This is a genomic window from Streptomyces cacaoi, assembly GCF_006539165.1.
Classification (GTDB): Bacteria; Actinomycetota; Actinomycetes; order Streptomycetales; family Streptomycetaceae; genus Streptomyces; species Streptomyces cacaoi.
Genome location: NZ_BJMM01000009.1, coordinates 34,107 through 48,395, shown reverse-complemented (window position 1 = coordinate 48,395; position 14,289 = coordinate 34,107). Strand labels below are relative to the sequence as shown.

13 protein-coding genes are annotated in these 14,289 nt (G+C 75.5%); 8 read left to right on the top strand and 5 right to left on the bottom strand.

Annotated features, from left to right (window positions below; translation table 11 throughout):
• Positions 1–204 precede the first annotated feature (204 nt).
• The 3 genes from SCA03_RS11330 (at position 205) to SCA03_RS11320 (ending at position 3,344) form a co-directional block, all read left to right on the top strand.
• Positions 205–1,650, top strand: a complete 1,446-nt coding sequence (locus tag SCA03_RS11330) for an MFS transporter (protein WP_230988594.1) — start codon at positions 205–207, stop codon at positions 1,648–1,650.
• An 82-nt stretch (positions 1,651–1,732) separates the two neighbouring features.
• The gene (locus SCA03_RS11325; protein ID WP_030887934.1) at positions 1,733–2,530 is read left to right on the top strand and encodes an SDR family NAD(P)-dependent oxidoreductase; all 798 of its coding nucleotides are present in this window, start codon (positions 1,733–1,735) and stop codon (positions 2,528–2,530) included.
• 34 nt (positions 2,531–2,564) lie between these two features.
• On the top strand, positions 2,565–3,344 hold the full coding sequence (locus SCA03_RS11320; protein WP_086814951.1) for an SDR family NAD(P)-dependent oxidoreductase: 780 nt from the start codon (positions 2,565–2,567) through the stop codon (positions 3,342–3,344).
• A gap of 36 nt (positions 3,345–3,380) precedes the next feature.
• Here the strand turns inward: SCA03_RS11320 and SCA03_RS11315 are convergent, their stop codons facing one another.
• The 4 genes from SCA03_RS11315 to SCA03_RS11300 form a co-directional block, all read right to left on the bottom strand.
• Entirely contained in the window at positions 3,381–4,856 is a 1,476-nt protein-coding gene (locus SCA03_RS11315; protein WP_086814952.1) for a sialate:H+ symport family MFS transporter, read from the bottom strand.
• 67 nt (positions 4,857–4,923) lie between these two features.
• Entirely contained in the window at positions 4,924–5,601 is a 678-nt protein-coding gene (locus SCA03_RS11310; RefSeq protein ID WP_030887938.1) for an N-acetylmannosamine-6-phosphate 2-epimerase, read from the bottom strand.
• Positions 5,598–6,578: an ROK family protein gene (locus SCA03_RS11305; RefSeq protein WP_030887939.1), complete on the bottom strand. Its 981-nt coding sequence runs from the start codon at positions 6,576–6,578 to the stop codon at positions 5,598–5,600. The genes SCA03_RS11310 and SCA03_RS11305 overlap by 4 nt, the downstream gene beginning before the upstream one ends.
• Positions 6,575–7,534, bottom strand: coding sequence for a dihydrodipicolinate synthase family protein (locus SCA03_RS11300; protein ID WP_086814953.1), 960 nt, complete (start codon positions 7,532–7,534; stop codon positions 6,575–6,577). Before SCA03_RS11300 ends, SCA03_RS11305 begins: the two co-directional genes overlap by 4 nt.
• A gap of 136 nt (positions 7,535–7,670) precedes the next feature.
• Between SCA03_RS11300 and SCA03_RS11295 the strand changes: the two genes are divergently transcribed.
• On the top strand, positions 7,671–8,408 hold the full coding sequence (locus SCA03_RS11295; protein WP_141275348.1) for a FadR/GntR family transcriptional regulator: 738 nt from the start codon (positions 7,671–7,673) through the stop codon (positions 8,406–8,408).
• 36 nt (positions 8,409–8,444) lie between these two features.
• On the opposite strand, the gene SCA03_RS11290 is transcribed toward SCA03_RS11295, so the two are convergent.
• On the bottom strand, positions 8,445–9,362 hold the full coding sequence (locus SCA03_RS11290) for an SDR family oxidoreductase (RefSeq protein ID WP_030881118.1): 918 nt from the start codon (positions 9,360–9,362) through the stop codon (positions 8,445–8,447).
• Between the two features lie 156 nt (positions 9,363–9,518).
• Between SCA03_RS11290 and SCA03_RS11285 the strand changes: the two genes are divergently transcribed.
• From SCA03_RS11285 to SCA03_RS11270, 4 genes are all read left to right on the top strand, one after another.
• Positions 9,519–10,001 carry an SRPBCC family protein gene (locus tag SCA03_RS11285; protein WP_086818402.1) on the top strand — a complete coding sequence of 161 codons (483 nt, stop codon included), beginning with the start codon at positions 9,519–9,521 and terminating at the stop codon, positions 9,999–10,001.
• A gap of 82 nt (positions 10,002–10,083) precedes the next feature.
• Positions 10,084–11,703, top strand: a complete 1,620-nt coding sequence (locus SCA03_RS11280) for a phytoene desaturase family protein (RefSeq protein WP_030881113.1) — start codon at positions 10,084–10,086, stop codon at positions 11,701–11,703.
• A gap of 386 nt (positions 11,704–12,089) precedes the next feature.
• Positions 12,090–13,340, top strand: a complete 1,251-nt coding sequence (locus SCA03_RS11275; protein WP_086818442.1) for an MFS transporter — start codon at positions 12,090–12,092, stop codon at positions 13,338–13,340.
• A gap of 45 nt (positions 13,341–13,385) precedes the next feature.
• Positions 13,386–14,276 (top strand): MBL fold metallo-hydrolase, encoded by an 891-nt coding sequence (locus tag SCA03_RS11270; protein WP_141275347.1) that lies wholly within the window; start codon positions 13,386–13,388, stop codon positions 14,274–14,276.
• The last annotated feature ends 13 nt before the right edge of the window (positions 14,277–14,289 follow it).

Sequence of the window (14,289 nt, the reverse complement as noted above, 5' to 3'; positions counted from 1 at the left end):
TGTATGTAACATGCACAACGCCTCCCGCGGTCCTCGTGCGCCCCAGGCACCTTACGGCGCGCCCCCGGGCACCCCCGGCACACGGCCCCCTTCGGTACGGGGCCACCGCGCCCCGCTGTCCGCGGCCGGCCCGGCGGTGCGGGCGCCGGCGGGCAGCGCACCGGCCCGCTCACCGCGGGTCCCGTCCTCGTCAAGGAGTGCTACTTGTCAGCCAGCGCCGTCCGCCCCGTGCGGGCGGGGGCCGTCACAGCCGTGATCACCCTGAGCTGTGTCGTGATCTCCCTCATGCAGACCCTGATCGTGCCGCTCGTCCCCCTGCTTCCCCGGCTGTTGCACACGGGGCCCTCCGACGCCTCCTGGGCCGTCACCGCGACCCTTCTGGCGGCGGCGGTGGTCACCCCCATCTCCGGGCGGCTCGGCGACATGTACGGCAAGCGCAGCGTCATCCTCGCGAGTCTGCTCCTGGTCGTCGTCGGGTCCGTGCTGTGCGCCGTCTCCGACGACCTGGTACCGGTCGTCGCCGGACGCACGCTCCAGGGTCTTGCCACCGGCGTCATCCCGGTCAGCATCGGCTTCCTCCGCGATGTGCTGCCCGCCGAGCGGGTCGGCGGAGCCGTCGCGCTGGTCAGCGCGGCCCTGGGCGTCGGCGGCGCCGTCGGCCTGCCCGCCTCGGCCGGCATCGTCCAACTCGCCGACTGGCACACGCTGTTCTGGCTCGCCGCCGCACTGGGCGCCGTCTGCCTCGCGCTCGTGGCGACGCTGCTGCGCGAATCGCCCAACCGGTCCCCGGGCCGGTTCGACCTCGTGGGCGCCCTCGGACTGGCCGCCGGACTGGTGTGTCTGCTCCTGCCCACCTCCAAGGGCGCCGACTGGGGCTGGACCAGCGGCCCCACCCTCGGGCTGTTCGCCGGCGGCCTGCTGACGCTGCTGCTGTGGGGGAGGTACGAACTGCGCGTCGCCCAGCCGCTCGTGGACCTCCGGATCGTCGCGCGCCGCCCGGTGCTGCTCACCAATCTGGCGTCGCTCCTGGTCGGATTCGCCATGTACGCCACCTCGCTGGTGCTGCCGCAGCTGCTCCAGTCGCCCGCCGCCACGGGGTACGGCCTGGGGCAGTCGACGCTCGCCGCCGGGCTGGTGCTGGCACCGAGCGGCCTGATCATGATGGCCTTCGCTCCCCTGTCCGCCCGTCTCACGGCCCGGCACGGCGCCCGTGTGACCCTGCTGACCGGGCTGTGCGTGATCGGCGCCGGCTACGGTGCCGGGCTGTTCCTCATGGCGGAGGTCTGGCAGATCGTCCTCATGTCGCTGATCGTCAGCGCCGGTGTGGGCATCGCCTATGCCGCCGGTCCGGCGCTGATCATGGACGCGGTCCCGGTGACCGGGACGGCGTCCGCGAACGGCGTCAACTCGCTGATGCGCTCGGTCGGTACGTCCTCGTCGAGCGCGGTGACGGCCGCGCTGCTGGCCAGCACGAGCACCCGTCTGGGCTCCGCCTCCGTACCGACCGAGCAGGGGTTCCGGACGAGCTTCGTGGTGGCGGCGCTCGCCGCCGTCCTCGGCATCGGCACAGCCCTCCTCATCCCCCGGGCCCGGCGCTCCCCCGCCGGGCCGGGCCCCGCGACGGCCCCGGCCGCCGGCGCCGCCCGCTGAACCACCGGCCCGCACGGCACACCGTGCGGGCACCCGGCACCACCGAAATCCAGCACACACCACCGGAAGCGCAGGAACAGCCATGGAACGTCTTCAGGACAAGGTCGCGGTCGTCACCGGGGCGGGCAGCGGGATCGGCCGGGCCGCCGCCCGGCTGATGGCCCGGGAGGGCGCACGGGTCGTGGTCGCCGACCACCGCGCCGAGACGGCCGAGGAGTCCGCCGCGCTCGTCGAGCAGGAGGGCGGGCGCGCCCTGCCCGTCGCCGTGGACGTCACCGACGAGGACTCCGTCGCGGCCATGATCGCCTCGGCCGTCGGCGAGTTCGGCGGTCTGCACGTGCTCTGCAACCACGTGGGCGGCACCGACCCGCGGCGCGATCTCGACGTGCTGCGCATGGACATGGACGAGCTGGACCGGGCCGTCGCACGCAACATGCGCAGCACGCTGCTGGGCACGCGGTACGCGCTCCCGCATCTGATCCGGGCGGGCGGCGGATCGATCGTCAACACCGCCTCCGTCGCCGCGCTCGCGGGCGATGTGCTCCAGACGTCCTACGGCGCCGTCAAGGCCGCCGTGGTCGCCATGACCCGGTCCATCGCCGTCCAGTACGGGCCCCGGAACGTGCGCTGCAACGCCGTCGCGCCGGGCACGGTGCTGACGCCCGCGCTGGAGAACAACGTGCCCGAGGACGTCGTCGCAAGCCTTCAGCGGACCACCGCGCTGCCGTACCTGGGCACGCCCGAGGACATCGGCCACACCATGGTCTTCCTCGCCTCCGACGAGTCCCGCTACATGACGGGCCAACTGCTCGTCGTCGACGGAGGAATGACCATGCAGTCCCCCGCCGCCGAGGGCCGCCGCGCCCAACTCCCGCTGTGAGCACAGCGGTTCCCCTCCGTACGAAGGACCTTCCATGCACACCCCCACGCACTCCCCCGCCGGGCCCCGCAGCCTGGAGGGCAGGTCCACGCTCGTCACCGGGGGCGCCTCGGGCATCGGCGCCGCCGTCACCGCGCTGTTCGTCGAGCGCGGCGCCCGCGTCGTGGTCGTCGATCTCCAGCAGGAGGCCGGGGAGGCGCTCGCCCGGGAGCACGGCGACGCCGTGGTCTTCGTGCACGGCGACGTCTCCGACCGGGCCGTCGCCGACGCGGCCGTGGCCACCGCCGTCGCACGCTTCGGCGCGCTCGACGTGCTGGTGAACAACGCGAGCGTCTCCCGGCAGAAGCCGTTCGAGGAGCAGACGGACGACGACTGGCGGCTCGCCATGGACACCGGCCTGTACGCCACCCGCAACTTCATGCTGGCCGCGTTCCCGGCACTCATCGAGTCCGGACACGCGTCCGTCGTCAACTTCGGCTCCGGCGCGGGGCTCAACGGCCAGCCCAACCAGGCGTCCTACGCGGCGGCGAAGGAGGCCATCCGCGGTCTGAGCCGCGTCACGGCCAACGAGTGGGCCCCGCACGGCATCCGCGTCAACGTGGTCTGCCCGATGGCGCTGACCGAGGGGGTGGCCCGGTGGGCGGAGGCGCGCCCCGAGCAGTACGCCCGCTCGGCCGCCGCGGTCCCCCTCGGCCGCTTCGGCGACCCGGCCCGGGACGTCGCCCCCGTCGTCGCCTTTCTCGCCGGCGACGACTCCCGGTACATGACGGGGCAGACCGTCATGGCCGACGGGGGCTCCGTCAAACTCCGCTGATCCCCGCGCGGTTCGGCCGGACACCGGCACACGCCGTCAGGCGCGCTCGGACGGGCGGGCCGCTTCGGACGCGGCGGACCGGGGTCCGGCCTCCGGCGCCAGGTGGTCGCGGACGCCGTGCGGGTCGGTCAGCCGGTTGAGCCGGGCCGGCACGTCGAAGCCGACCAGCAGGACCACCAGCAGCGTGCCCGCGAAGGTGAGGAGGGCCAGGCTGGTGCCCAGCGACATGCCCGAGGCCAGCGTGGTGCCCAGCACGGGGGCGACGGCACCGCCCAGCGCGCCCACGTTGTAGGTGAAGCCGAGGGCCGCGGCCCGGTTGTCCGTGGGGAAGTGCCCGCCGATGTAGCGCGGCAGCAGGCTGGAGACGCCGAAGCTGAGCGCCTGGAGGACGAACAGCAGCGCCCCGAGCGCCAGCAGGTTGTTGCCCACGGCGAACACCGGGAAGACGAAGACCAGCGAGGCGAGCAGGATGAACGCGTACGCCTTCTTCGTGCCGAGCCAGTCCCCCAGGAACCCGGCGAGACAGCAGCCGACGATGGTGCCGAAGCCCGCGAAGAACAGCGCGTCGCTGACCTCGCCCGGCGAGAAGTGCAGATCGGTCTTGAGGTAGGTGGGCAGCAGCGCCTGGAGCGGCCAGGTGTAGAGGAAGGCGAAGAAGACGGTCACCGTCATCGCCACGTACAGCAGCCAGCTGCGCCGCCCGCCGAACTGGGCGGCCAGCACCAGCAGACAGGCCCCGGCGAGCACCGACAGCACCGGCACGGCGCCGCCGCCGAGCGGGGTGAACACCCCGAACAGCGTGAGGGTGGCGACCGCCATCAGCACCGTGTTGAGGGTGGTGCGCCCCCGGGAGGTGAACAGCGCGCCGAACGGGTTCGGCTTCTCCTGCTTCTCCTCGACCGTCGCCGTCCACTCCTGGGCCTCCGGCAGGGCACGGCGCAGCCACAGGGCGACCGCGATGGGCACGATGCCTATGTAGAACATCCAGCGCCAGCCGAGGTGGGGCACGACGAACTGGTAGAGCTGGCCCGCGACGACGGAGCCGACCGAGTACCCGGAGATCAGAAAGCCGCTGGCCCGGTTGCGCAGATGCGCCGGCCAGCTCTCCATGGCGTAGGTGGCGCTGGCGCTGTACTCCCCGGCCATGCCCATGCCGATCGCCAGCCGGGCGACGAACATGCTCGTGTAGTCCCAGGCGAAGCCGCAGGCGACGGTGCCGAGCGAGTAGAGCAGGATGCTGACGACCATGGAGAGCTTGCGCCCGTACCGGTCGCCCAGCGCCCCGAGCGCGGCCCCGCCGATCCACCGGGTGATGAAGGCGGCCGAGACCAGGCTGGCGCCCTCCACCGCGCTGAGCCCGAAGTCCCGGCTGACCTCGGTGAGGACCAGTGTGATCAGGACGAAATCGAAGCCGTCGAGGGTGTAGCCGACCCAGGCGGCGAAGAACGACTTCCACTGGGTACGCGAGATCTGCCGGTACCAACGTGGAGCGGTGGTGGGCTGGTTGTGCACGGTGTCTCCTGTATGCCGAACGGACTCGTCGTCGAGCACGGGCGAAGGGGCGGCAGCGGGCGGCCTGTCACGCGCCGAGGTGGGCCGCGAACTGCCGGGTGAGCGCCGTGGGGGCGGTGATGGCGGTGCCGACGACGACGCTGTGGGCGCCGCCCGCCAGCGCCGCCGCGGCCTCCTGCGGGGTGCGGATACGGCCCTCCGCGATCACGGGGACGTCCAGCCGCGCGGCGAGCCGCGCGACCAGCTCCAGGTCGGGGCCCTCCCGCGGGACGGACTGCGGTGTGTAGCCGGAGAGCGTGGTGGACACCATGTCGGCGCCTTCCGCGGCTGCCGTGACGCCCTCGTCGACGGTGGCCACGTCCGCCATCACCAGCGCGCCGGCGGCGTGCACGGCCTCCACGAGCCGGGCGAAGGTGCTGCCGTCCGGCCGCGGCCGTGCGGTGGCGTCCGCCGCCACCACGTCGGCGCCGGCCTGTGCGACCGCGCGGGCGTGCCGGACGGTGGGCGTGATGTACACCCCCTCGGCGCCGTCCTTCCACAGGCCGATCAGCGGCAGGTCGACGGCCTGCCGTACGGCCGCCAGGACCTCGGGGCCGTTGGCGCGGATCCCGGCGGCGCCGCCGGCCGCGGCGGAGCGCGCCAGCCGGACGAGGGTGCCGGTCTCCCGCATCGGATCGCCCTCGGGCGCCTGGCAGGAGACGATCAGCCGTCCCTCCAGCGGGACGAGCAGGGCGGGGAGGGTCATGAGGAAGCTCCGGAAGAGTGGGCGAGAGGCGGAACGGGATGCCCGGCGGGCGGGTGCAGGGGGGCGGTGGCGGTGAGTGCCGCGGCGCCGAGGACGGCGGCGTCGGCGCCGAACAGCGGTGCGCGCGGGCGCACTCGGCGCAGCGGCGGCATGAGTGCGGCGCCGAAGGCGTCGGCGAGCGCGGTCCGGTACAGCGGTCCGATGCCGGGTACGCCGCCGCCGACGACGACCCGGTCGCAGCCGAGCGCGTTGGCGAGCCCGCCCAGGACGCCGCCGGCGGCCCGCGCGCCCGTCGTGATCGCCCGGACCGCGGCGGCCTCCCCGTCGGCGGCGCGGGCGGCGACGGTCTGCAACCGGTCGGCGGTCCGGCCGGAGAGGCGCCGGTACAGGGCGGTGATGCCGGGACCGGACGCGACGGCCTCCAGGTGCCCGGTGGCGCCGCAGGGGCAGTCCAGCCCGGCGGCCTCCGTGGCCGGGAGATGGCCGAGGTGCCCGGCGAGCCCGTCCGTGCCGTGCAGCAGCCGCCCGTCGACGGCGACCGCACCGCCCACGCCGGTGCCGACCGCGGCGTACAGCAGGTTCGCGCGCCCGCCCGGAGCGGCGGCCGACTCCGGCCCCGCCGCGGCCCGTACGTCGTTGTCGCAGGCGACGGGGAGGCCGGTGCGGCGCGCCAGCGCGGGGCCGAGCGGGGTGCCGGCCCAGCCGGGGAGGGAGTCCGTCGCGCTGGTGACCGTCCCGGTGCGGGGGTCGACGACGCCGGCCGCCGCGACACCCACGGCCCGGGCGTCCGGGCCCACCGCTGCCACGGCCGCGGCCAGCGCGTCCAGCACGGCCTCGGCGCCCTCGGCCGCCGGTGTGGGACGCACGTCCCGGGCCCGCACGGCGCCGTCCGGGCCGACCAGCGCGGCGGCGATCTTCGTGCCGCCGAGGTCGAGCCCGACGGCGGGCGCCGGCAGGGAGAGCGGTGCCGGTCTCATGGCGTGCGGAGGACTCCGGCCTCCCGCAGCAGCTGTCCGATGCGGTGGCGCGCCGGCTCGTCCAACAGCACCTGGGGGAAGGCCGTGTCGCCGCGGTCGACGACGCCGAGCTGCCGCAGCGCGTCCTTGAACGCGCCCAGGGCCGAGGAGCTGCGCCCCATGTCGGCCTCCGGGCCGACGTCGGTGATGTCGAACAGCCGCACAAGGCGCTCCTGTTCCTCGGCCGCTCGCGCCCAGTCACCGGCGCGTGCCGCGTCGAAGAGGCGCACATAGCCGGCCGGGTCGACGTTGCCGAGCCCGGGGACGACACCGTCGGCGCCCGCGAGGAGGGCGGCGTCCACGGTGAGTTCGGAACCGGTCAGCACGCTGAAGTCCGGCGCGGGGCCGCGCCCCCGGCCGTGCCGCCCGCCGAGGGCGACCAGGAGGCGGCGCAGCCCGCCCTCGTCGCCGCTGCTGTCCTTGAGCCCGGCGAGCGTGCCGTCCTCCGCCAGCTCCCGCACCAGGCCGGGCGCGAGCTTGGTGTGCACGGAGACCGGCAGGTCGTAGGCGAACAGCGGGAGTCGGACCTCGGAGCGGATGCGCCGGAAGTGCCGGGCGATCTCGACGGGGTGGGTGCGGGTGTAGAAGGGCGCGGTCGCCACGAGCCCGTCGGCACCGAGCGCGGCGGCGCTGCGGGCGTGGTCGAGGACCCGGGGCGTGGTCGTGTCGATCACCCCGGCGAGCACCGGCACCCGGCCGGCGGCGGTGCGCACCACGGTCTCCAGCGCGGTGGCGCGCTGTGCGTCCGTGAGGTAGGCGACCTCGCTGGTGGAGCCCAGCGCGAAGAGGCCGTGCACGCCTCCGGTGAGCAGATGCTCGACGAGCCGGGCGAGCGAGGCGGTGTCGACCTCACCGGAGCTGTCCAGCGGGGTGCAGACGGGCGGTACGACCCCGCTGAGGGGGGCGGCCAGGGCCATGGGGGTTCTCCAGTGGTGCCGGGAGCGGGAACACACATAAGACGTAAGATGTCTTCTGTCCCGCTCAAGATAGCCCTCACCTGACGCGGACGGTCAAGAGCGGCGTACATCACAGCGATCCCGGAAGGAGCACGAAGTGGCCCGCAGCTCGGTCTTCGAGGATGTCCAGGCCCGCATCCGGCAGTTGATCCTCGACCGCGGGCTGGCCCCCGGCAGCCCGCTGCCCACCGAGGGCGAACTGATGGAGCTCCTCGACGTCAGCCGGGTCTCCCTCCGCGAGGCGCTCAAGGGCCTCCAGTCCCTGCACGTCGTCGAGATCCGGCACGGCTCGGGCACCTTCGTCGGCTCGCTGAGCCTCCAGCCGCTGATCGAGGGGCTCGCCTTCCGCGCGGCCGTCCGCCACCGCAACGGCGAGGCCGGCCTCTACGAACTCATGCGGGTCCGCGAGGCACTCGAATCCGGCATCATCGACGGCGTCGCCGCCTCCCTCCCCGAGGAGGACCTCGCCGCCCTGCGGGACGTCCTCGCCACCATGGAGCAGGAGGCCGCGCAGGGCGAGATCGCCCGCGCCACCGACCGCGCCTTCCACGCCGCGCTCTACCGCGCCCTGGACAACCACCTGCTCAGCGAGGTCCTCGACGCCTTCTGGGCGGCCATGGAACAGGTGCGCGGCGATGCCGGCGACGGCCACCAGGACGCGGCCGAAACCCTCGCCCAGCACCGGGAGATCGTCGAGGCGCTCGCCGCCGGCGACGGCCCCCGCGCCACCGCCGCCATGCACACCCACTTCGACGGCATCCGCCACCGCCTCACCCCGGACGGCCCGGCCGCCCCGGACACCCCGGAGGCCCCGTCCGCCTCCGACGACGACTGAGACGACTGAGCCGCGGCCCCGCCGCCCCGGCCCCGCTCACTCCCCGCGCCGCGCCCCGCCCGCCGGGCCCCCGCCGGCGTCCCCGTCCCGCATGGCGGCCGTACCGCCCGCGCCCAGCAGGCCCGTCGCCGGGATACGGCCGTCCCGCTCCAGGTCGCGCAGCAGCCGCCGGGAGCGGGCCGTGACCAGCGGCGGCAGTGCGGCGCGGGCGAGTTGGACGCCGCGCAGCCACGGCTGGGCGTGCACCGAGGCGGAACGGTGCTCGACGCCGCGGACGAGGCGCTCGGCCACGAGCGGCACCGGGTAGGTCCGCGAGGCCGGCCAGGGCAGCGCGGAGCGCAGGGCACGCAGCGCACGCGAGGTGTCCCCCGCGCGCAGCATCTCCGTCCCCGCCCAGCTCAGATAGGCCACGCCCACCCCGACGCCGCGGTGCGCCACCTCTGCCCTGAGCACCCGCGCGAAGGCTTCGGCCCCGGCCTTCGAGGCGCAGTAGGCGCTCATGAACGGCGCGGGTCCCAGCGCCGCCAGGGACGCCACCTGGAGGAAGTAGCCGCGGGTGCGCAGGAGATCGGGCAGAAAGGTGTGCGCCGTCACGGCGCCGCCCGCCACATTGACCTCGACGACGCGGCGCCACACCCGCAGCTCGCACTCCAGGAACGGACCGGCCTCGGCGACCCCCGCATTGGCGATCACCACCGAGGGCGAGCCGAACCGGGAGCGCACCAGCGCCGCCGTCCGGGCCATCGCGGCCTCGTCGCACACGTCGACGGCCCACCAGTCGGCCGAGCCCGGGGGCAGCGCGGCGGCGGTCCGCGCCAGCTCCTCCGCCTCCAGCCCCAGCAGCGCCACCCGGGCCCCGCGCCCCACCAGCGCACGGGCCGTCACGGCGCCGATACCGCGGGCGGCGCCGGTCACGACCGCCGTCCGGCCCTCCAGCGGACTCGCAGCGGACATGCCACCTCCCTACGGCACACGGCCCGGCCCCCGGCGTCCGTCTCCAGGATGCCCCCGGCCCCGCCGGACGGCGCCCCGGGACGTCGGCGCCCGCGCGGGAACGGGCGCACGGACCTAGCGTGGAAGGGACGCGGGCACCGAGCGGTGGAGGAGCACATGGCCGTACGGCACCGGCTGATCAGAAAGCCCCCCGAGGACGTCTGGGCGGTCCTCGCCGATGTCGAGCGGTACGGGGACTGGGTCGTGGGCGCCTCACAGGCCGAGACGGGCGAGGGGACGTGGCCGGAACCGGGGGCGGCGCTCCGCTACCGGATCAAGCTCGGCCCGTTCGCCCTGCACAATCAGACCGTCGTACGCCGCAGCGAGCCCGACACCGTCCTCGAACTGGAGGTGTTCAGCGGGCCGTTGGGCACCGCCCGGATCGCCATGGAGCTGCGGCCCTGGGGCGAGGACACGCTCCTCATCTTCGACGAGCATCCGCTGCGCGGCGCCGGCGGCGTCCTGCACAACGGCCTGCTGGACGCCGCCCAGCAGGTGCGGCACCGCGCGATGCTGCGCCGGCTGGCCCGGGTGTGCGAGGACGGCGAGCCACCGGCCCACCACCTCCTCCCGCCCTGGCCGCGCCACCGCCGGGTATGAGCGGCAGCGGGCCGGGCACAGCCGTCGCGCCGGGCACAGTCGTCGCGCCGGGTACAGCCGTCCACCGAGCCGGGGAGAGCGCATGCCGGACGCGGTAGTGATCGGAGCCGGGCCGAACGGGCTGGTCGCGGCGAACCTCCTGGCGGACGCCGGCTGGAGCGTGGAGGTCCTGGAGGCGCAGGAGGGGCCCGGCGGCGCCGTCCGGCACGACCGGGGCGTCGACCCGGAGTTCACCAGCGACCTCTTCAGCGCCTTCTACCCGCTCGCCGCCGCCTCCCCCGTACTGGCCGGCCTGGCGCTGGAGCAGCACGGGCTGACCTGGAGCCACGCGCCGAAGGTCCTCGCCCACCCGCTGCCGGACGGGCGCTGTGCGGTGCTCAGCCGCGCCCCGGACGAGACGGCCGCGAGCCTGGAAGCCTTCGCCCCCGGTGACGGCGCCGCCTGGCGGGAACTGCTCGCCGTCTGGGACACGTTGCGGCCCGGCATCCTCGACGCCCTGTTCACGCCGTTCCCGCCGGTGCGTGCCGTGGCCGGGCTGGCGCGGCGGCTGCGGACGGCCGGCGGGCTGCGGCTGGCCCGGACGATGGTGCTGCCGGTGCGGCGCCTCGGCGAGGAGGAGTTCGCCGGTGAGGGCGGCCGGCTGCTGCTCGCCGGCAACGCCCTGCACGCGGACCTCGCGCCGGAGGCGGCGGGCAGCGGCGGGTTCGGCTGGCTGATGTCCATGCTCGGCCAGACCTACGGCTTCCCCGTCCCCGCCGGCGGATCCGGGGCGCTGACCGCGGCCCTCGTCCGGCGGCTGGAGCGGCGCGGGGTCGCCGTCCGCTGCGGGGAGCCCGTCACGGAGATCGTCGTCCGCGGCGGCCGGGCCGTCGGCGTCCGCACCGCCGGCCACGCGGACGTGCCGGCCCGCAGGGCCGTCCTGGCCGATGTGTCGGCGCCCGCGCTGTACGGCTCCCTCGTCGCCGAGCGGCACCTTCCCCCGCGGCTGCTCGCCGATCTGAAGCGCTTCCAGTGGGACTTCGCCACCTTCAAGGTCGACTGGGCGCTGGACGGCAAGGTGCCCTGGAACAGCCCCGAGGCGGCGGAGGCGGGAACCGTCCACCTCGCCGACGGGCTCGACGGCCTCACCCGCTTCGCCGCCGCGATCGCCACGGGCCGCGTCCCCGACGAACCCTTCGCGCTGTTCGGCCAGATGACCACCGCCGACCCGGGCCGCTCACCGGAAGGCACCGAGTCGGCCTGGGCCTACACGCACGTACCGCACCGGGTGCGGGGCGACGCCGGGGACGACGGGCTGACCGGCGCCTGGGACACCCGGGAGCGGGAGGCGATGGCGGACCGGATCGAGGCGCAGGTCGAGCGGTACGCGCCCGGCTTCCGCGGCCTCATCAGGGCCCGGCGCGTCCTCGCCCCGCCCACGCTGGAGAGCATGGACGCCAACCTCCACGGCGGCGCCCTCAACGGCGGCACCACGGCCATGCACCAGCAGCTCGTCTTCCGCCCCACCCCCGGCACGGGCCGCCCGGAGACCCCGGTACCCGGGCTCTATCTCGCCTCCGCCTCCGCGCACCCGGGCGGCGGGGTGCACGGTGCGCCCGGAGCCAACGCCGCCCGGGCCGCCCTGCGCGGCCACCGCACCCCGGTCCTGGCCCGCCTCCACCGCGGTCTGACCCGCCGCGACCGCGGGGGCCGCCGCTGGTAGCCGGACACCGGCCGCACGCGGGGCGCACGGCCGGTACGGCCCTCACCGGCTGGCGGCCGACGGTCCGCGAACCGCGTGCCCCTGGAGAACGAGGCCACGCTTCCCCGGCGGACGAGGCCACCGCCCCGCGGCCGAACCCGCGGCGCCCGGTCCCGCCCCGGCCGTCCGCCACCGCCCCCGGTCGCGGCTCCCCCTCGGCCGCGCCGCCGAGGGCCACGCGGCCGTGGACGAACGTCGCGCCATCCCGGCCCTGTCCCGGCCCTGAGCCCACCCGGGCCCCGGACGACGGGGCACCGGACCCCCAAAAAGCTAAGAGTTTGCGTTAAGCCCTCGCGCACCCTAGTCTCCCTTAAAGCGAACGCTTTGCGTTAACGAGAGGGAGTCCCATGCCCAGCGACCTGTCCGAGGTACCCGCGCACCGCCCCCTGCGGGGCCCGCGTGCCCGGGCGGCGACCTTCGTCCTGGACGCCTCCGTCCTCACCGCGCTGCTCGCGGCCTCCAGCGCGCCGACCCCGCTCTACCCCGGCTACCAGGACTCCTGGGGGCTGTCCCCGCTCACGGTCACCGTGGTCTTCGGCGCCTACGCGCTGGCGCTGCTGCTGGCGTCGCTCACCACCGGAGGGCTCTCCGACCACCTCGGACGACGGCCCGTCCTGATGGCCGCCCTGCTGCTGGCCGCCGCCGCCATGGTGCTGATGGCCTCGGCGGACGGCGCCGGCGCCCTGATCACCGCGCGGGCCGTCCAGGGGGCGGCCACCGGCGCGGCCACCAGCGCGGCGGGAGCCGGCCTCCTCGACCTCCAGGACCCCCGCCGCCCGGGCCGCTCGACGCTGACCAACAGCATCGCCCCGCCCGCGGGCATGGCCGTCGGCGTCCTGGCCTCCACCCTGCTCGTCCGCTTCGCGCCCGGGCCGACGGTCACGGTCTACGCCCTGCTCGCGGCCGTCTTCCTCGCCCAGGCGCTGGCGGTCGCGTGCACCCCGGAGACGGCCCGGCCGCACCCCGGCGCCCTGCGCTCCCTGCGCCCCCGGCTCGCCGTGCCCGCACCCGCCCGCCGGGCCCTGACGGTGGTCGGCGCCGCCGTCGTCGCCGTCTGGGCGCTGGGCGGCTTCTACTCCTCGCTCGGGCCGTCACTCGTCCACCTCGTCGCCCCCGGATCCCCGCGGATCGCGGGCGGGCTGGTCTTCTTCGCGCTCACCGCGGCGGCCACCGTCACCGTCTGGGCGCTGCGGCACACCGCGCCGCGCACGGCCGCGACCGCCGGCGCGCTGGCCGTCGTCCCCTCCGCCGCCCTCAGCCTGCTCGGGCTGCACGGCGCCGGACTGCCCGCCGTCCACACCGGTGCCGCCCTGGCCGGCGTGGCCTTCGGGGCCGTCACCCAGGGCGCGCTGCGGATGACGCTCACCGCGCTCGAAGCAGCCGACCGCGCCGGGGCACTGGCCGCCTACTACGTGCTCAGCTACCTGTCCATGAGCCTGCCCGCCGTCGTCGCGGGCGCCGCCACCCAGCACCACGGGCTGCGCACCACCGCCCACGCCTACGCGGTCGTCGCCACGCTGCTCGCCCTCGCGGCACTGGGAGCGCTCGCCGCGTCGAGAAACCCCCGAGGGCGCACCGCACCCGGCACCACCGCCTGACCCCACCGCCCCACTCGCCCCACCTCACCCGAAGGAGACAACGAGATGACCGCCACCCCCGCCTGGACCGTCGGCGACCTCACCGTCCACCGCGTCGACGAGATCCTGCTGCCGCCCGCCACCGGACCGTGGCTGCTGCCCGACGCCACCCCGGACGTCGTCACCGGCCAGGACTGGCTCCGCCCCGGCTTCGCCGACGAAGCGGGCGTCCTCCGCCTCGCCAGCCACAGCTTCGCGTTCACCGCCGGCGGGCTGCGCATCCTCGTGGACACCGGCATCGGCAACGGCAAGGAGCGGGCCAACCCCGCCTGGCACGACCTGGACACCGACTACCTCCGGCGCCTCACCGACGCCGGGTTCCCCCCGGACTCCGTCGACCTCGTCGTCCTGACCCATCTGCACGCCGACCACGTCGGCTGGAACACCCGCAAGGAGAACGGGACCTGGGTGCCCACCTTCCCCCACGCCCGCTACCTCACCTCCCGCACCGAGCGCGACTTCTGGGCCGGATACGCCATGGACGCGGCGCGCGCGCAGATGTTCCGCGACTCGGTGATCCCGGTCGAGGAGGCGGGGTTGCTCGACCTCGTCGACGTCCCCGCCGAAGGCGTCGAGGTCGCGCCCGGCGTGCGCCTCGTCCCCACCCCGGGGCACACCCCCGGCCATGTCGCCGTGGAGCTGACCAGCCGCGGCCGGACGGCACTGATCACCGGCGACTGCGTCCACCACCCCGTCCAGCTCGCCCACCCGGCCATCGGCGCCTGCGTCGACATCGACCCCGAGCAGTCCGAGGCCACCCGCCGCGCCCTCCTCGCCTCCCTCGCCACCACGGACACCCTCGTCCTGGGCACCCACTTCGCACCCCCCACAGCGGGCCACGTCGTCCCCCACGAGCACACCTACCGCCTCGCGCCCGTACCGACGGGGACGCACTGAGCCGGCGTCGGGC

Coding starts and splice junctions, on each gene's coding strand:
- SCA03_RS11280 (WP_030881113.1), top strand. CDS start 10,084: ATGCCGGACGCGGTAGTGATCGGAGCCGGGCCGAACGGGCTGGTCGCG.
- SCA03_RS11325 (WP_030887934.1), top strand. CDS start 1,733: ATGGAACGTCTTCAGGACAAGGTCGCGGTCGTCACCGGGGCGGGCAGC.
- SCA03_RS11320 (WP_086814951.1), top strand. CDS start 2,565: ATGCACACCCCCACGCACTCCCCCGCCGGGCCCCGCAGCCTGGAGGGC.
- SCA03_RS11310 (WP_030887938.1), bottom strand. CDS start 5,601: ATGACCCTCCCCGCCCTGCTCGTCCCGCTGGAGGGACGGCTGATCGTC.
- SCA03_RS11290 (WP_030881118.1), bottom strand. CDS start 9,362: ATGTCCGCTGCGAGTCCGCTGGAGGGCCGGACGGCGGTCGTGACCGGC.
- SCA03_RS11285 (WP_086818402.1), top strand. CDS start 9,519: ATGGCCGTACGGCACCGGCTGATCAGAAAGCCCCCCGAGGACGTCTGG.
- SCA03_RS11270 (WP_141275347.1), top strand. CDS start 13,386: ATGACCGCCACCCCCGCCTGGACCGTCGGCGACCTCACCGTCCACCGC.
- SCA03_RS11275 (WP_086818442.1), top strand. CDS start 12,090: ATGCCCAGCGACCTGTCCGAGGTACCCGCGCACCGCCCCCTGCGGGGC.
- SCA03_RS11305 (WP_030887939.1), bottom strand. CDS start 6,578: ATGAGACCGGCACCGCTCTCCCTGCCGGCGCCCGCCGTCGGGCTCGAC.
- SCA03_RS11300 (WP_086814953.1), bottom strand. CDS start 7,534: ATGGCCCTGGCCGCCCCCCTCAGCGGGGTCGTACCGCCCGTCTGCACC.